Origin of the sequence: Parabacteroides sp. TM07-1AC (assembly GCF_003480915.1) — a bacterium.
GTDB lineage: Bacteria > Bacteroidota > Bacteroidia > Bacteroidales > Tannerellaceae > Parabacteroides > Parabacteroides chongii.
Genome location: NZ_QUKD01000003.1, coordinates 388,778 through 407,883 on the forward strand (window position 1 = coordinate 388,778; position 19,106 = coordinate 407,883).

Annotated in this window: 17 protein-coding genes; all 17 read right to left on the reverse strand. The window is 39.8% G+C overall.

Annotated elements, in window-relative coordinates:
- Positions 1-4: 4 nt before the first annotated feature.
- Complete coding sequence (locus tag DXD68_RS09275) at positions 5-811, reverse strand: metal ABC transporter permease (protein ID WP_122361460.1); 807 nt, start codon at positions 809-811, stop codon at positions 5-7.
- Between the two features lie 169 nt (positions 812-980).
- Positions 981-1,400, reverse strand: a complete 420-nt coding sequence (locus DXD68_RS09280) for a phospholipase (RefSeq protein WP_122361363.1) — start codon at positions 1,398-1,400, stop codon at positions 981-983.
- Positions 1,401-1,467: 67 nt separating this feature from the next.
- A complete protein-coding gene (locus tag DXD68_RS09285; protein ID WP_122361364.1) occupies positions 1,468-2,700 on the reverse strand; it encodes a 3-phosphoshikimate 1-carboxyvinyltransferase in 1,233 nt (410 codons plus the stop codon).
- 54 nt (positions 2,701-2,754) lie between these two features.
- Positions 2,755-3,084: a type II toxin-antitoxin system RelE/ParE family toxin gene (locus tag DXD68_RS09290; RefSeq protein WP_122361365.1), complete on the reverse strand. Its 330-nt coding sequence runs from the start codon at positions 3,082-3,084 to the stop codon at positions 2,755-2,757.
- Positions 3,081-3,362 (reverse strand): hypothetical protein, encoded by a 282-nt coding sequence (locus DXD68_RS09295; protein ID WP_122361366.1) that lies wholly within the window; start codon positions 3,360-3,362, stop codon positions 3,081-3,083. Before DXD68_RS09295 ends, DXD68_RS09290 begins: the two co-directional genes overlap by 4 nt.
- Positions 3,363-3,523: 161 nt before the next feature.
- On the reverse strand, positions 3,524-3,970 hold the full coding sequence (locus tag DXD68_RS09300) for an HU family DNA-binding protein (RefSeq protein WP_122361367.1): 447 nt from the start codon (positions 3,968-3,970) through the stop codon (positions 3,524-3,526).
- Positions 3,971-4,181: 211 nt separating this feature from the next.
- Complete coding sequence (locus DXD68_RS09305) at positions 4,182-4,862, reverse strand: DUF4998 domain-containing protein (protein WP_122361368.1); 681 nt, start codon at positions 4,860-4,862, stop codon at positions 4,182-4,184.
- Positions 4,863-4,894: 32 nt separating this feature from the next.
- Complete coding sequence (locus DXD68_RS09310; RefSeq protein WP_122361369.1) at positions 4,895-6,067, reverse strand: DUF5000 domain-containing lipoprotein; 1,173 nt, start codon at positions 6,065-6,067, stop codon at positions 4,895-4,897.
- Positions 6,068-6,085: 18 nt separating this feature from the next.
- Positions 6,086-8,011, reverse strand: a complete 1,926-nt coding sequence (locus DXD68_RS09315; protein WP_122361370.1) for a RagB/SusD family nutrient uptake outer membrane protein — start codon at positions 8,009-8,011, stop codon at positions 6,086-6,088.
- A gap of 14 nt (positions 8,012-8,025) precedes the next feature.
- Entirely contained in the window at positions 8,026-11,466 is a 3,441-nt protein-coding gene (locus tag DXD68_RS09320) for a TonB-dependent receptor (RefSeq protein WP_122361371.1), read from the reverse strand.
- Positions 11,467-11,598: 132 nt separating this feature from the next.
- Positions 11,599-12,789 carry a FecR family protein gene (locus DXD68_RS09325; RefSeq protein WP_122361372.1) on the reverse strand — a complete coding sequence of 397 codons (1,191 nt, stop codon included), beginning with the start codon at positions 12,787-12,789 and terminating at the stop codon, positions 11,599-11,601.
- A gap of 59 nt (positions 12,790-12,848) precedes the next feature.
- Complete coding sequence (locus DXD68_RS09330; protein WP_122361373.1) at positions 12,849-13,442, reverse strand: RNA polymerase sigma factor; 594 nt, start codon at positions 13,440-13,442, stop codon at positions 12,849-12,851.
- 112 nt (positions 13,443-13,554) lie between these two features.
- Positions 13,555-15,078: an alpha-L-fucosidase gene (locus tag DXD68_RS09335; protein WP_122361374.1), complete on the reverse strand. Its 1,524-nt coding sequence runs from the start codon at positions 15,076-15,078 to the stop codon at positions 13,555-13,557.
- A gap of 7 nt (positions 15,079-15,085) precedes the next feature.
- Positions 15,086-16,333, reverse strand: coding sequence for a uroporphyrinogen decarboxylase family protein (locus DXD68_RS09340; RefSeq protein WP_122361375.1), 1,248 nt, complete (start codon positions 16,331-16,333; stop codon positions 15,086-15,088).
- Positions 16,334-16,369: 36 nt separating this feature from the next.
- Complete coding sequence (locus DXD68_RS09345) at positions 16,370-17,398, reverse strand: L-rhamnose/proton symporter RhaT (protein WP_122361376.1); 1,029 nt, start codon at positions 17,396-17,398, stop codon at positions 16,370-16,372.
- A gap of 5 nt (positions 17,399-17,403) precedes the next feature.
- Complete coding sequence (locus tag DXD68_RS09350; RefSeq protein ID WP_233577060.1) at positions 17,404-18,105, reverse strand: vitamin B12 dependent-methionine synthase activation domain-containing protein; 702 nt, start codon at positions 18,103-18,105, stop codon at positions 17,404-17,406.
- Positions 18,102-19,100, reverse strand: coding sequence for a uroporphyrinogen decarboxylase family protein (locus tag DXD68_RS09355; protein WP_122361377.1), 999 nt, complete (start codon positions 19,098-19,100; stop codon positions 18,102-18,104). The genes DXD68_RS09350 and DXD68_RS09355 overlap by 4 nt, the downstream gene beginning before the upstream one ends.
- Positions 19,101-19,106: the final 6 nt, after the last annotated feature.

Genomic DNA, 19,106 nt, shown 5'->3' on the forward strand with positions numbered 1-19,106 from the left:
CGTTTTATTGCCTTTTCATAAAGAATAATACAGCTTTAAGGATCAAAAAGATCATTACCAGCACCAGGATTATAAAAGCCCCCGAAGGTACGTTCAGGAAATAGGAAAGGACCAGTCCGGTCACACAGCTCAGAAAACCAAGACCGATACTTCCCCAGATGATCTTTTTAAAATCGGAAGTAAACAGATTGATCGTTATCTGCGGCAAGGTCAACAGACTCATCAACAACATAATACCGACTAAACGAATAGAGAGTACGATAGTCAGTGCAATGAAAAACATCATCATATACTCGATCCATTTGACATGGATATGCTGTGTCTTGGCAAAGTCGCTGTCGAAAGCGACATAAACAATTTCGCGCAGGTAAAGGGAAAAGACAGCAATCAGTACCACTGCCAGTGCAGCCACCCAAATTATATCTGCCATGGAGATCGTCAGGATATTACCGAATAAGTAAGCAGAGAGGTTCGGTGAATAGCCGGGGGTCAGAAAAATGAAGATGACACCCAACGCCATTCCTAAAGCCCAGACACCGGCAATTGCCGAGTCCTCGCGGACGTTCTGCGTCTTACTCGCCCACTCCACCCCAAAAGCGGAGAGAACGGAAAACACCATCGCCATCAGGATCGGATTCATCCCCAGATAAAACCCAAGTCCCAGCCCCCCGAAAGAAGCATGCGTTATTCCTCCGCTGATAAATACCAGCCGGCGGGCAACAACGTAAGTACCGACAATACCGCAGGTGATGGCAGTAAGCAAGCTACCCAGCAAAGCATGTTGAAAAAAAGTATATTGTAATAGATCCATATTCATTCCGTATGATGGTTCGTCTTATTTGTGCTATCTTTTCTTTATATCCGGTACGAGGCGCTGACAGTTTCACCCTAATGAAACAACTGTTTCTCCTAGGTGAAACAAGTGTTTCATTAGGGAGAAACAATCTTTATGCCGAACACTTGTTGACATTCTCTACCGTCTAATGTATTCTTCTCTCACCGACAATTAGAAATGCTTCATCCTTCAGCGCATCGGGCAGGTTCACACCACGAAGTTGCAGGCTACGGAGCCATCCGGCTACCTCTTCCGACTGCAAAGTATAAAGCACCTCGCGGAACTCATCGACAGCATCCTCTTCATACTCATCTCCCTCCAGTCCCCGGAAACGATCCAGTTCCTCATCGTCATAATATTCAATCTTTTTGCTGACAGCAGCCAAGAGACTGTCGCGTTCGCAGGTCTCATGCTGGCCGCAACATTCTTCGGGAATCTCACGTGCTTCGGGTATTTCACTGATCTCCCCGCGTTCCAGCATCTGCTGCAATTTCTTATTTCGAAAATAACCGGCTATGGCGGCAATAACGCCCAGCACGATTATGCCTATGACTATGTACCACATGTTAGTTGACAGTTGACAATTGACAGTTGACAGTTGACAGTTATAAGTGCCAAGGCTGTCGGTTGTGTTATTGAATTTCCATTATATTAAATCCGGCCTGCTTCAAGTCTTCCCAATAGGCTGGATAACTCTTTGTCACCACTCCCGGCTCGGCAACTTGCAGTCCCAGCGGCAATACTAGTGCTGCCGGGGCAAAAGCCATTGCCATCCGGTGATCTTCATAAGTGGCGATAACCGGATCTGCTTCCGGTTCGCACCGTTCCCCGTTCCATTCCAGGATACTATCGTTGCTGTCGGTCAGCAGGTAACCGAGTTTACGAAGTTCTGTTTTCAGAGCTTCGATACGGTCGGTCTCTTTTATCTTCAGACTCTGAAGACCGGTGAAGCGGAAGGGGATATTTAGTAACACGCAGCAGACAACAAAAGTTTGAGCCAAATCCGGTTCATTGACGAAATTATAAAGTAACTTCTTTGCCACATTACCTGTATGTTTCAACCGGACACCCTGATCCGTAAAGATCGTTCCGACACCCAACTGAGCGAATAGCTTCGCTCCGGCAGCATCGCCTTGCAGACTGTTTTTGAAAAGACCGAGCAGTTCTATTTCTGCATTTTTCGACAAAGCCATGATGGAATACCAATAAGAGGCGGCACTCCAGTCAGATTCCACGGTAAAATGGATCGGTTTATATTCCTGAGGAAGAATCTTGATGGTTTGTCCGTTCCAGGTTGCTTTCACCCCGAACTGTTCCATCAATTGTAATGTCAGATTGATATAAGGACGGGAGATAATGTTTCCTTCGAGGTTAAGCGTCAAGCCATTCTCCATCAACGGAGCGATCATCAATAAGGCAGATATATATTGCGAACTGATACCTCCAGCCAATGAAATCTCGCCTCCCTGCAAAGCACTTCCGAATATACGCAAAGGAGGATAGCCTTCTTTCTCGATATATTCAATGCGGGCACCTAAAGAGTTGAGTGCATCGACCAACAGTTTGATCGGGCGGTTCTTCATCCGTTCTGTTCCGGTGATCGTCCATTCACCCACTATCTTGGAAAGGAAAGCAGTCAGGAAGCGCATCGCCGTCCCGGCTGCCTTTATATCGAAATCACGACTATCGGAGTTCAGCGCCCTGACCATCACCTCCGTGTCATCACAATCGGAAAGATTCTGTATATCGTAAGGACTATAACTCAGGGCATTCAATATCAATGCACGGTTACTGATGCTCTTGGAAGCAGGAAGTTGTACGGAAGCCCGGATAGCTCCCTCCGGGCTTTTTATGAGATATTTCATTGCTTTTGTCTGTTCTTTAAATTAGAAGACAAAAGTACGGAAATTTCCGGATAGTTAAGTCTTCTTTTTACGAATACGGCTTATTAACGTAGAGGGGGCGCGGCGAACATCCCAAAGAGAAACAATATAAAGTACAGATTTCTTCTCATCCACATAATACACCAGTTTAAATAGTTTATGAACTAACAAAGTTCGATATTGGCGACGCGATGTATCCAATTCAGGAACATGAATCCCCATCAATGGATTTCCAGCCAAAAGTAAAATCTGATGGTCTACTGAATCAAGAAATTTCTCTGCAACTCTTTTTCCAAATGTTTTCGCACAATATTTTGTAGCTTTAGTCAGTTCTGCCATAGCAGTTTTCTTCCATTCGCATGTCATAACGAAACTAGCATTTGACGTACATCCTTCATCACATCTTGATGAGAAACCGTTTCTAATATATCAGCATCAAGATCTGCCTCAAAAGCCTCAATATTCTGCTTTACCTCATCCAAAGAAGAAGGGATGCCAGGAATAGATTCTGTGTTCTTAGCCTGAGCCGCTTTAACCGCGCGGTTGAAAGATTGTTTCACTTTATCAAGAACCTCTATACTGTCTGTTTCCATAATCTTTCGGATAAGTTCCATCCGGCGGGCATCCAGTTCTATTGTGCTCATAATATATTCCTTTCTTTAAATTATATCTGAAGACAAAAGTACGGAAAAATCCGAAGTCAAAACATATACACAAACAAAAAGAAAGTGTCACAAGCCCCTCTTCTGTCCTGACGAACAAAACAGTTGCTTTGCAACACTCTCTCCATACATTCAAAAAACGATCATTCGATAACAGGGCGATCGTCCTCGCCCGGAGTTGTTTCTTCCGCACCGTTCAGTTCCATCCAAAAGATGTTATCACTGACAAGCGTACGGTTCATCGACTTGCTACCGCTCTTCTTCGTAGCTTCGGGGATGAAGCGGACACGTACACCGGTGATCTGTGAAGCATTCACCTTGTCGGCCGTCTCTGCTCCGTTACCATTGGAAGTACATGTGTAGTAAAATGTACCTAACCCATCGATCTTCACGCTACGTCCCTGTGCCATATAGTCTGCCAACACACCTGCCAAATCCATCAGGACAGCATACACATCGGCACGGCTAACAGTTGAGATTTGTGACAACCGATCGGCAACCTCTTTCGTTGCCACAGGTTTCCCCACGGTAACAGCCTGAGGATGCCACTTACCACTCATTTTCTTTAGAACTTTTTTAAAGAATGCCATGATTGAATATTATTAAAAAGTTTTACCTTCTTCTTTAAATAAAAAGTAGCTTTGACTTTAATGATCGGGAGACCTATAAGAAGCCACCACGCCATCTATAAGAAGTCACTATATCACTTATAAGAAGTCAGTACAATTCACCATGCAGGAGTTCCCGCGCCATCTCCGGCTTAGCGTGTCGTGTTCGGGTAAAGGATGACCTTTCCTTTTTTTATTCAGGCATTGCCCCCGTCTCCTTATCAGTATCAAAAGTATCCGGCGAATTACTCGCAGGACGATAAACCGTATAATAAGAGAATGATGATGTTGGTAAATAATCGGAAATTGTATCTTGTGATAACGCAGCATCAATTTCTCGTATTTGTAAATTATTCTTATTATCGGTGTATTGTAAAACTGTATATTGAGCATCATCAGCAGCAGGTGCCCATGAGAAAAGAGCTTCACCGTGTTCTCCTTTTTTCAGACTACTTATTATTCTATTAGATAGCGTACTCCGATATGATTCACCATAAGTTCTAGAAGTAACTTCTACAGGAAGTGAATGGTTTCCGTATTTATCAAAACTAACTATCTGGAAAAGATATTCCCGCTCTGGTAAATTTTCAACCATGATATTAAATACACCTTTGTTCTCGTTTATCATATAGTCCAAAGAATCTTGATAAGAATTCCAATAGATACGTAATTTGTTTATACGTTGTGATTTAATAAACACTTCCATATTAACTCGCAATTTTCCAGCTCCAGGAGATACACTATCAACCTTGGCTGCATATATTCGTTCGCCTTCTTCCAGATAGCCGACATGAAGATCATTCATTCCATCACAAGCAGTCATTAAAACAACCATGCTTAAGACGATCATTGACACTATATTTTTCACTTTCATATTTACTTTTGATGATTAGAATAAGATTATTTTTACTTTTCTACTTGTCCGTAAACTTCCATTTCCATCAGATGGAAAAATTCTCCGCCTGACCAAGTTTCTGTTACTTTGAAGCGAAGGAAACGCACAGCCGGCATATCCGGAGGACAGAGAAATTCTTCTCCAGCTTTAACATAAGCCAGATCTTCTGCAGAATATGAGCCTTCTGGAAGTCCTGATGGTTTTATACTTTCACCTTCAAACAATTTAGTCCATACATTCCAATCATTCAAATTAGCCTCATCATTCGTTCCATAGACCTCAAAACGTTTAATATTGCCATGCCTATAAGGATAATCATCTTCCCAGCGTTGCCACAGTTTTATTCGACTAATTTTCCCTGTCTGTCCCATATCCATAGAAAAAGTTTGAGGCCAGCGTCCGGTTCCTACATTTGTATGAAAACCATTTTCTCCTGTAGTCGATCCATCCCAAAGTCTAGACATAACCCATCCCCAACCTTCTGACTCATCTCCGTCCAACTTCAAAGAAGAAAATTTTAACATATTAAATTTTTCCTCAAACAAAGGTGTTAACTTTTTCTCAAGTGAATTACTTTTATTACCCCATTTATCCCGCACAAAAATTCTGAAGTCTTTTGCCTCTGGATTCATACCCCTAGTAGATCCAGATCCATCCACAACACTACTATAGTAAACATCAAGCGGTATGAAATCCTCATACTCATCTTTAACTTCAAGCACGACTGAAACTTCAGCTTTAGTTTCATTTACCCAAAAAGCAGTCACGCCCCCAAAATCAGCCATTAGATTTAAAGACTTTCCAATTGATACTACCGGAGGCTCTAATGGTTTTATATCAACCTGTACAGGAACAGATTCATTACCACTATGATCTACAGCAATAATTTTAACGCTACGTTCATCCTCTGTTCCAAACCCCCGAATTACCAAACTATCAATATAAGATGAAGCTCGAACTTCATTTTCTTTTCCTTCATTTAAAGAATAAAGCGCTTTTACATAGAGCAAATCTTCATCTTCCGGCAAGTTATATTTTAAAATAGCACCTCCCGGAATATTTTCAACGATAACATCACTTACACCTCCTGGCGCTATAGTGTCCGTCTTCACGACTAAACGACGATCTTCGGAACATGCCACAAAAACGATCGAGGTCAATAATATTAGAAATAAATTTTTCATAATGTACTTAGGATTAAATTACCAATCAAAATTTTGTACCAAATTTGTATTAATCGTCATCTCGCTCTCTTTTATAGGCCAAAAATAATCTCTCACTGATAATTGGACTAATGTTGGAGATACAGATGTTACAATATAAAATGTTTCCGGTGTATCTCCTTTAGTTACATTCCAACCCATAGGCTGATCATTCAATTCTTGAATACGTTTCCATCTACGAATATCCCAGAAATGTTCACCTTCAAAAGCTAACTCAATCGTTCTCTCCTTACGAATTATATCTCTTAATCCAGCCTGATTTGATGGTTTACCTGGAGTTACAGAATATTTTCGCCAAGAATTTTCTACTCCTTCTAAACCTACTCGCTCACGAACCATATCCAAATATTTGTATACTTCGTTACTTGGACCACCATACTCATTTAAAGCTTCTGCATATAACAAATATAAATCAGCTAATCTCATAATTGGAAATGGAAAATATTCGAAATTGGCAGAATTCGCAGTCTGAGCATTTTTATAACTGTGCATTTTTTTGGGACAATACCCCGTAATAGATAAATTTTCAGTCGTTGAAAACATTCCGGATACACCTCTTGCCAAAAAATCTGCATATTTTACATCTTCTGGGAATTTGATATAACCATTACCAAAATAAATCCCACGATCAAAACCTATGCTTGCATAAAAACGCGGTTCTCTGTTATAATGCAAATAAACAGTTTTTTCCCCCTCCTTTACATAATACCTTTCTTTACCTGAAGAAACCTCCTGACGAATATCATACCTATTAGCGTACCAATTATTAGTTTGCCATTCCTTATCTTCATTCATAGGAACACCATTCGATGTATAATACTGTTCTACCATTTTTAATGTAGGAGCCCATTCTGTACGAATAACATTAATTTGCTCTGATGCTTGACGAACAATACGTGCTTCAGAAAGTCTTTGCAAATAATTATTATCATAATTAGTACCACCCCAGATTAACTCACAATTCCATCGATCACAAATAGCCTGACGATATGTTGTTTGTATCTTAAAAGTATCATTGACTGTGCTTAACTGAGGATCCACAGTCGCGTAAAGGCTCTTACCTTGTTCATGACACAAATCTATTGCTTCTTTACAAGCATCTGCTGCTTTTTTCCATTTTTCTATATCATAACTTTGTGGAAAAAGTTGTATCCCTCTATTATCTATGAGCGACACGTAATCTGTATTTCCGTTAAATAAACTACTGGCTCCATATACTAGAACCTTTGCTCTCATTGATTTCGCAATCAAATTATTAATATGACCAGCCTCTGTGCCCTCTATTACTTCCCTTTCATCTGGTAAATCCTGGGCTGCTTCATCCATTAAATCGGCTATATAATTAATAACCTCATCCACAGGTTCACGATACACCTTAACATCTTCTGAGGAAGCTGAAACAGGTATATTTTGATCCATTATAGGGATAGGTCCATACATGCGGAACAAATAAAAATGAAAATATGCTTTCAGAAATTTCACCTCTGCAATCCATTCTTTTTTTTCTGTTGGGGTCAAATCCTGTACCTTATCAACATTCTCCAGAAATATATTACAATCGCGTATACCATCCCATAAAGCAGGAAGGCCATCCGTTCCACTCCAACCATTCATATAAGGATTAGATACATTTTGTTGCCCTCTAGCAATATTACGTCCGGCCCATTTTATGTATGACAAATACCAACACTCATCTGTCGCAACCATAGCCGGATCAGATACTGCATCCCCATGTTTTGGTAGATAACTATAACAAGTAAACAAAAATTTCTCACATGCAGTCCTATTTCTGAAAGCATAATCTATAGTTGCCACATTATCAGGGACCACATCCAAATAATTACAAGAAACAAATATTCCGTTAAAAGCAACTAAAGCCAATATGTATTTTATTACAGTATTCATAATATTATGTGTATTTAAAATGATAATTGAAGTCCAATATTATACACCTTCTGAACAGGATAGCCTAATCCTTCACCTCCCATTTCCGGATCCCATAACTTAAATTTAGAAAATGTAAGTAAATTAGTACCGCTTAAATAAAGGCGCAAATCTGCGACATGGATCTTTTTCAAAAAAGATTGAGGAAGACGATAACCCAATTCCACGGATTTCAAACGTAAAAACCCTCCATTTTGCATAAACCATGTAGATGGTTGATTATTATTCTCAATCACAGTGTTAGATAATCTTGGCCATAACGCTTGAGTATTACGATTATCTTCTGCCCAATGATCATTTGCGTAAGCCTCTAACAAAGCCCCCTGGTTATTTATAAAAGGCGATGTTTTTGCTATATCAATCCAGAAAGACTCTCTAGCCAGTCCTTGAAAGAAAAAGGAAAAATCAAGATCTTTATAGCCAGTAGAAAGACCAAAACCATACACTATTTCCGGACTAGTCGGATAACCAATAGGAACCATGTCTATTTCAGTAATCTGTCCGTCATCATTAATATCCTTATATTTAATATCTCCAGGCATATATTCTCCAAACTGAGTCGGAGAATTACGTATATCTTCCTCATCAATAAATAAGCGTTCTGCAACATATCCGTATGTCTGATTTAAAGATCGACCAACCATCGACCTCCATGGAGTTTTACTATAATCAGGCTCTTCATATACACTAAATTCACTGGTTGCATAAGTAAAATTAGCTCGTCCTGTTACCCAAAAATCTTTATTGATTGAATGATTATAATCTACTGACATATCAAAACCGGAACTTTTAGCTTCACCAACATTCGCCTTCAAAGCACTTTGTAATCCCATTGTTTCTGGAATATAGGCACGATCCATCAATATATTCCAACGATTTTCCGTAAAATAGTCGGCCTGAATTTCGACTTTATCAAACAGTCCTAACTCTATTCCATAATTTGCTTTTCTCGCTATTTCCCAAGTAATTTCATCATTCGCATAACGTGAAATAGAAACGCCATTCTGATAATATCCTCCAGCATTACCCAATGTTCCAAAATAAAAACCTTTATCTTTATTATTCATATTAACATTAGACAAATAGAAGAAACGGTCTTCTTCATTACCAATAGCGTCATTTCCAACCAAACCGTAAGTAGCTTTCAATTTCAATTTATTCACAACTTTCTTCCATTCGTCTTTGTAAAATTTTTCATTTGAAACAACCCATCCTAAACCTCCTGAGGGAAAGAAACCAAAACGTTCTTTTTTAGAAAAACGTTCAGAACCATTATATCCAAAATTGAACTCAAAGAAATAACGATTATCATAAGCATATGTATAACGACCAGCTAAATTCAAATTACGCGTAGGCAAAGATTTTTGCAAGTCTCCTGCATTAGCAGCTAGTGATTCTCGCATAGTAAAGACCAACATAGCTCCAGTATTATGCTTTTCCTTAAATACTCTATTCCAGTTTAATGCACCTTCAAAATAAATTGATGATGTAACATTTTTTGTTCCTTCTTTATAATCAAGATATTCTGTACCAGATTGGTCATTTAATACATCCAAAGTATATTCATCTTTTAACTTATCATATATACCAACTTGGTAATAAAACGGATTATAGTATCGCTGTACATCAAAATATGAGTAACGGTTTGTATTGAACAACCCTCTAAAAGAAAGTCCCTTTGTAAAGAAGCTCAAATCTTGTTCCAATTCAACCTGAGCAAACATTTGAGATGTTGAATATTCCTTATATCCTTTTACCATTTCCGCATATGGATTAGTATACTGTGCCTTATCATAATTACCAAATAAAATATGATTGGTATATTGATTTGCTACGTCCGGAACATAATAAGGAGGAAATAACACTGGATTAGAATTCATTACCATTTTGTACATATCAGAACCACCAGTTAAAGGACCTGAATAATCATCAAATATACCCTGCAATCTAACTTTAACCTCCGTCGTTTTTGTTACATTAATATTTACATTACTACGCAACATGTAACGATTCAGTTTCACATTATTATTAAAATTATTCTTTTTGTCAACTTTTAAATTTCCATTATCGGTATTATATGTACCTGCCAAATAATAACGAGCCACCTTTCCACCACCACTCAAATTAAAATTAAGCCTCTGACTATGAGCCATATCTTTAAACAGAGTATTATACCAATCATTAGCTGGATACACATACGGATTCTTCCCTGCTATCGTATTTTCAATTTTTTGTTGTGAATAAAGAGTTACTCCCAGTGGATCACGGGTTGTGATTGCTTCATTATGTAATTTCATGTATGTAACAGGATCAGCTAACTTAATCATTTGGGTAGGAGTTGACATTGATTCTTCAAAGCGAATATTAAAACGAGCTTTTCCTTCTGTTCCCTCTTTAGTTGTAACCAGAATAACACCATTTGCACCACGAGAACCATATAAAGCAGTAGCAGCCGCATCTTTCATAATATTAAAACTAGCAATATCATCCGGTTGAATTTTCGACAAATCAGAAGATGATATTTCGTTGTTATCTAACAGAATAAGAGGATCTTTCTTATAACCGAAAGTTGTAACCCCACGGATAAAGAACTCCGCATTATCCTGTCCCGGTTCACCACTCCTCTGATAAGCTATTAAACCAGAAACACGCCCGGCAAGGGAAGTAGTCAAGTTACTACTAGGAACTTTCAACTCACTCGGTTTTACGCTTGTAATAGAAGATATCACCGATTCTTTCTTCTGTTTAGCAAAAGCAACAACTGTCACTTCCTCTAACATATCGGTTTTTTCCTTCATCGTAACAAACAACTGCTTTTTATTCGCAACAGCAACTTCCTGATCCTGCATTCCCAAATAAGAAAAGACTAGTATATCAGTATCTCTGACATCGATGGAGAAGGAGCCATCGATGTCAGTTGTTACCCCACGTGGGGTACCTTTCACCTGAATGGCAACACCAGGTAAAGGTTCTCCCAATTCATCTATAACCTTACCAGTAATCTTTTTTTGTTGTTGAGTGATTGGTAAAGAAGCGTTTCCCTTCCCTTTATCTTCTTTTTTAGTAATATAAATCTGCTTGTCAACAATATTATAAGTATTGTCAGTCCCTTCAAATAAAGTATCAAGAATCTTATCAACCGTTTGTTTCTTGACATTAAGCTTTACTCGCTTATTGGAATCTACAACTCCTTCGTAATAAAAGATCACAAACTCACTGTTTTTTTCGATCTCTTTAAACACTTCCTTTAGTGTTTTATTGGAAAGATTTAAGGATATCTGGGTCTTTTGAGAATAGGCTAATTTCGCTGAGAAATCGACAGCCCAACAGGATGTTGCCACCAGACAGGCAACTATAATACATTTTAACTTTCTGAAATCACGTATTCCTACGCTATTTATTCGTTTGTTTTTCATACATTTGTATTGATTTTTGATTTAACTGGAAAGAATTTTAGCAGAATTCTTTCTTTTAAATTTACAGCCGGATAATACCCACTATTATCCGGTTTTGTTTTTCAAGGCATTACTACGTCATATTCATATTTTTTATGGTTTAACAATTACTGATACTGATTCTCTCTCTATTGTAAAATTGACTGGCATGGTCGACTCTAAACCCGTCAATACTTTTACCATATCTTCATCCAGATTCAAAGAGCCAGAACAACGTAAAGCTCCTGCGGCAACACTATACTCAAATTTTTTCCCGTAATAATCGGACAATTTGTCCAAAACAGTGGAAAAACATTCATTATCAAACGTATAAAATCCATCTTTCCAAGAAATGTAATTCTCAACATTTACTGTTTGAATATCCGTAGTTCCTTTTTTATATGAAAGCCGATCAGTCGGCTTCAAAACAGATTCAATACGATTATCCGTTTTTACATTTACTTTTCCCGACACAAGAACGACCGATACTTCCTGCTTAGACTCATAGGCTGAAACATCGAATTTCGTTCCCAGCACCTGGATATCCATCTTTTTCGATTTAACAATAAATGGGCGCTCCTTATCCGGATATACTTCTATATAAATTTCACCGTCAACATAAATTTCACGCTTCTTTTTCTCAAAGGTTACAGGGTAAACAACTCGCGTATTTGCATTCACCCAAATTTTCGACCCATCAGCCAGTTCTAAAAAAGTTCTTTTAGCAACCGGAACTACCAATTGATTATAAACCGGTTCTTTTTTCGTTTGATAATCAGTCTCTTTTTCTTGAGTTGTCGCTACTTTTTGAGTATTAATATGTAATTCACCTTTCTTATTATACTGTAAACGTGAATTTTCCTCTATTTCCACCTTTTTCTCTTCTGCCAGAATTAACTGAATCGCTTCTGTCGAAGATTCAGGTTTTTGAACTTTTTCTATAGCTGTTAAATCTGCTTCTGCATAATGATCCGCATAATAAACTCCTCCAATTGCCAGCAACAAGCCGACTATTGCTGCTGCCGATGAATACCAGAACTTATATAATCGCTTTTTATGGCTTGTTGTATCAATACGCTTCCACAAGGAATCTTTATCTTCCTCTGAAAAAACAGATTTACGATAGGGAATAGAAGCTAGGACAGCATTCGCATACGCAATCTCTTTAGCTAAAGCCTCATTCTTATGAATCAGCTCTTCCCAAAAAGTCTGAGAATAAACAGTCGGACTAAAAAATGATTCCAGAAAAAAATCATCCTCTAATAACTGTTCCATCGAATAGCCTGTATAGTCTTTATCTATCATTCCCGATTATATTTTTAAGATTTCTCTATAATGAATACAATCGAACGGAAGATTTATACTCAACAAAAAACGATTTTTTTATAACAAATGAAGAAAAAAATCAACATAGGAAAAGATTCCCGTATTTTCTTGAGGGAGCGTTGTATGGAATTTTGGACAGATTGGTAATTCATATTCATCAGTATTGCTATTTCTTCTGTCGAAAGTTCTTCTATATACCGATAGTAAATAATTTCTCGTTGGTGGTCAGTCAACAAACTCAGAACTTTCCGAACCCTCTGTTTCAATTCATTTTGGCTTAAGATCATTGTCACCTGCTCTTCTGCGCCAGGATCCAAATATTCATTTTCCTCTATATCAATGTTATCAAAAAACAATTCACGTTTCAACAGATTATACAAGTGATTCTTTAAACAAGAAAATAAATAAAATTTGATGTTGACCTCTGTTTTTAAATATAGCCTATCATTATACAGTTTTACATATACATCATGAATTGCATCTTTGACCAGTGCTTCATTTGAGGTAAACTGAATACCATATCGAAATAAAACATCCGCATACCTCCTATACATGAGTTCAAAGCTACTGTTATCCCCGTTTCTGAAACTCGACCAAAGCTCATTTTCCGATTTGTTGTGATTTATCTCCATATGAAGTTTCAAATTTAGGAAAACATTTGATTCCGCAAAACACTAAATCGAATATGTCATAAAAAAGAGGCGTGAGGATTGTTGATATAAATAACACCTCACACCTTTTTTTCTACTCAATCTTCAATACATGTGCGAAGTTTGACGGTTTGCGAGTCGGGTACTTAACCTCTAAACCCTCCTCTGTATGTTTCCATTCAAGCATTTCGTCACTGCCCAGCATGGATACAGATGTAATCTTTCTGTCGGGATCAGCTTTTTTAGCTAACGAATGAATGAAAATCCGATCGTCTGACCAAGCCAACGAAATAGCATACAAGGTCTCTCCTTTCGTTGTGAACCGGATATCCTGTGATGTATATTCAGCTTGCTTGTTATCCGTCATATACCCATATTCACTTTTATTATTTCCTTCCCCAGAAACAACCCATGGCCGTGTTCCATAAATTGCTTCTCCGTTCACTTTCAGCCAGTCTCCAATTTCATGTAAGACCTTCTGCTGTTTTTCCGGAATCGTACCATCGGCTTTGGGACCGACATTCAATAATAAATTCCCGTTTTTGCTCACAATATCTACTAAGTCATCAATGATATGGTTGGTCGATTTCAAATCATTTTCATCTTCCATATAAAACCAAAAGACTTTACCGATCGAAGTATCTGTTTGCCAAGGGTACGGACGGATTTCATCACTTTTTCCCCGTTCTATATCAAATACCTGAATATTGTCACCATATCCAAATTTAGTATTTACGACAACTTCCTTATTCCAGTCGACTGCATTATTGTAATAATAAGCCAGAAATTTATAGAACGTTTCTTGAAACGGTTGCTTACCGACTGTCCAGTCAAAATAAAGAAGCTCCGGTTGATACTGGTCGATCAACTCGTACATATGCGTCAACCAGTTTTGCCGAGAATGTTCATTAGAACCCGGGAATTTATCATAAACAGGATCAAGTGTTCCTCCATCAGGAGCTTCGATGCGTTCCCCATACAAAGAAATAGTCGTATCTTGCACATCAGAAGGAATTTCCATTCCTTTGTTATAAAACCAGCAATGTTCAGCACGATGAGATGAAAGACCAAAATGCAGGTTCTCTCCCTGAATAGCATCCTTCAATTCTTTCATTAAATCTCTCTTCGGTCCCATCTTTACAGAATTCCATGGGTTAAATGTACTGTTATACAACGCAAAACCATCATGGTGTTCTGCTACGGGCACGACATAAGTAGCCCCTGCTTCTTTAAAAAGTCTTGCCCAGGCCCAGGGATCAAACTTTTCAGCTTTGAACATGGGTATAAATTCTTTATAACCGAACTCTGTGACCGGACCATATTTTTTTAGATGATGCTGATGCACATGACTGTCCTTATCATACATGCCACGGGCATACCAACCATCGAAAGCCGGAACAGAAGCTGGTCCCCAATGAATGAATATTCCAAATTTACCATCACGAAACCAATCCGGAATCTTATAACTTTGAGCAATAGATGCCGAATCTGGTTGATACAAGTCTGTTCCTTTTGGAGAGGCTACACGGGTAGTATCGGGGACATACTTATTTCCCGATGTACAAGCCATACACAATGTTAATCCTCCCAAAAGCAATAGATTTAAATTACATTTCATTCCCCTTCTATTTTTTATTAAATTCTTTTACCGCATCAAACATGGCGATAATATTTTTCGGTGGAACATCCGGAAGTATATTATGTACAGTATTAAAGACAAAGCCACCACCGGACGACATGATCTCCAAACGCTCCAACACCTGTTCACGCACCTGATCCGGCGTACCGTTATTCAATGTACCGACGGTTTCTACGCCACCGCCCCAGAAAGTACAATCCTGTCCGAATTCTTTTTTCAGGAACTCTGGGGACATATCCACGGCATTGGTTTGTACCGGGTTGAATACTTCGATCCCTGCCTCGATCATATGGGGCATCAATGAAGAGATAGAGCCACAGGAATGGATAAAAGTATGCATCCGGCTATGTGATTTGACATAATCACATAACTGCTTATGGCGGGGTTTGAAAAGAGTCTTATAAGTATCCGGATCCATGAACGGACCGGTCGTCATTCCGAGGTCATCCCCGAAACGGATAATGTCTACAACATCACCGACTGAAGCACAGACCTTTTCCAATGTTGCCAGGTGGCGTTCCAGTAATTCATCCAATACACGCTCCACCTGATCCGGATCACAAAGCAGGTCCATCAGGAAATTATCCATCCGGCGCAGGAAAGTACCCCATTCAAAAAGGTTACAACCACAGACGATCATCAATGCCTTATCCGTTGTTTCCCGCAAATGCAAAGCATTTGCTCTCAACTGCTCCCAGAAACCATCATCGGCAGCATGATCCCAGGGACTGTGCACGTAACGCGACCAAAGGACACGCCCCATCTCGTCATCCAGACTATCATAGCTGTCGGGATAGCCATCCACATAAGGGAAATAAGACTGGTCAAAGAAGGTAGCACCTTTCGGCATCATTGCCAATACCCGCTTTCCGTCCGTATCATAGCAGTGATAAGAGCCATTCGGCTGTTCTATCGGGTGGAACCAGGCAGGATATAAAGCCTTATCTCCGTTAGCCAATATTGTTTCGTGCCAGTCGGATGGTTGTACATTAAACGTCCGCCCAATATCGAGGACATCGATACCGAACTGATCGATCAACGACATATCCGGTTGTGCCAGTTGTTGCACGACGTCGTATATTTGCACCGGCAAATCGGTCCGTCCTAAATGTTTCAGCAAATTGGAGTAGGCAATTGCCGAGATACCTGAACTGGGAGTTGCTCCCATATCGACCGGAACACGGTCGGGCTCTTTATGAGCTATAGCTGATAAAACACGTTCTCTTGAAGTCATAATTTTCAATTCTCAATTTTCAATTTTTAATTCCCCTCACTCTCCTCCGCTCATCCCTATCACGAAAGAAGCAATCACTAATACAACCAGTCCTGCATACATCCAGGCTTTTGTCTTTGTATCCGTAGCTTTCCATTCTCCGCGATACAATCCCCAAAGGGTGGCAAAGACAATGGTCAACGACATCATAATTCCCCAAGCCGTAAACGAGAACTCACCCATCCGGCTTTTCCCCATACCGAAAAAGATAAAGTTGATAAACCAAAGAAAGCCCGCCAAAGCACAATAGAGATAATTACTCAAAACGCCAACCTCCTTTGTTTTCATAAAGGCTTTCAGGTTATTATTCCTCTTCGACAGAAACAGGCACCATAACGCAGTAGCCAGAAAAGAGCCACCAAACAAAATAGGAAAGACAGGCAATGTCTGGAACAAGGGATTGACACCCGAAGCAATTATTGCAGACGAAATTTCTGTACCCTGCTCTATTCCTAAGGCTTGCGACGCACCGGTTATGCCGACGAATAGAACCAATAGCAATCCTTTCTTGAAATCAAGTTCCGGATTCGCTTCCGGTCCGGCTCCTTTATCTTTCCGATAACCGGCATATCCACTCAAAGCTATACCGACTGCGGCAATCAACAGACCTGCTATCAACATCGTTCCACCGGATTGTTGCAGAAGAACGCTCAACCGCCCGTCGATAGCCGGAGGAATGATCGTCCCCAGTATCATCATCAACCCCAAAGAGAGCGAGAAGCCCAACGAAAGTCCCAGATAACGCAGGGAAAGTCCGAATGTCAGATTACAAACGCCATAGATAAAACCTAATATAAAGATCCATCCCAATGTCTGTGCCGGAATCCCAGACAGCACATTCATAAAGCCCGGACAAAAAACATAACATGCCACTACAGGGACAATCACATAAGCAAACAAACTATATATCAGCCAATAATTCTCCCAAGCCCAGTTACGGGTTCTTCCGAAGGGAATCGAAAAACTTCCTGAGGAGAAAGCTCCCATAGCAATCAGCCCGATTCCAAATAATAATTCAAATGTCATAACTCTTATTGGTTTTTCTCTCTAATATTCCGATACGCACAAGAGGTACTGTTGCAAATGTCACAGCCATAAGATCGTTTTCTAACCTCATCCCCTATTCCTATAATTCCGCTAACCGATTTGATCGGCTGCATCAGGCAAGATTCATTGATCGTGATCCCGGTCGGATGATCGCCGATATAGGCAAACAGATCACGCTGTCCAGAGAGTGGCCATTCGCAATAACCGGGACTATAACGGTTCGTGATCTTCTTCCCCTGGTTCATCATCTCCTTTTCCAAATACAGCTGCACCTTATCCATCGCATTCTCAACGGTTGCCGAGCCAATCGACTCGACAACAAATGCTTCCAGAAAATCGCTATTCTGTTGATAGGCATGCGACAACTCAGTAAAAGTTTTCCCCGCCGTACAAAGAAATAAAGCGATCCGATCAGCACCTTGCATATAACCACTGATTTTACGTCCTGTATGCAAACATCCCGAAGAACCATTGACTATTCCTTCTTTTACATTTACTTCCGGACAATCCAGCAGACGATATCCTCCGATGATCTCTTTCGAATCTTTCAATTCGTCAAAGGTTCTCTCCACAATCTCCGCAACGAGAACATAACTCTCCGAATCGGGAATCTGGAGGTATTCCATCAATACCGGTATTTCCGGACGAACCTCTTCAAACGAAAATGTATATGACCGGAACATCATCTTCCTTTATTAAAATCAGCTATTGCCTGATAGAACGCTTTGATATTCGCATCCGGAACCAAAGGTGGCATATCACAACCGGAAGAGATAACAAAGTTTTTATACTGCGATGTTTTTGATAATAGATCGGCTGTAGCCCGGTACACCTCTTCTGAAGTGGCTTGCTTCAGGATACCGACAGGATCGATGTTTCCCATCACGATAAGGTCTGACGGACATTGTTCCAGTGTCTCAACCATATCCACTGCATTTCCGAAATGTAAAGCTGCGGCTCCGGAATCGATCATTGCTTGGGTGCATTGTCCTCTATTTCCGCAATTATGTAAGATCACAGTAAAGTCTTCATCCTGTACCGCCTCCACTATCTGCCGGACATAGACAGTCGAATACTCCTGACAGTCTTCATTGGAAAGTAAACCGGCAGCCGGTTCAGCCATAATCACACCTGTAGCACCAATCGCTTTCAGTTCCCGACAATAAGCGGTAATATAAGCTGTACATTTATCCAATAATGTTTTTATCACATCCGGTTCGATATAAATACCGACCATAATTTCTGACATATCGTAGAGCCTACCCGCCAAAGAGAAAGGACCGATACAACCGGACAGAACAGGTTTGTCTTTTATGTTTTCAACAGCCAGGCGGTTTGCTTTCAGGTATTCCGGCATTCGGCCGGCAGATAAAGAGGGAACCTGCAGATTGTTCACGGTATCTTCATCATATACCAGTCTGCCCGTAACACTAGGCACTTCATGTTCCGGCATATTGATCGTACAACCAAAGGCCTCTGCCTCGACTGTCAAATCCATAATGACGGTACAAGCTGTTGTATGGTAAGTTTCCGTCACATTCCTGATTGCCTGATAGTGCACATTTCCATCCGTAACAGCGTCGATCACCTTCTTCCCGATCGCTTCAATACCGGGATGGGTCATAATAGGGATAGCGATCCGTTTGTCACTATCCTGTAATTGTTTGATAAACTTATTCATACGTTA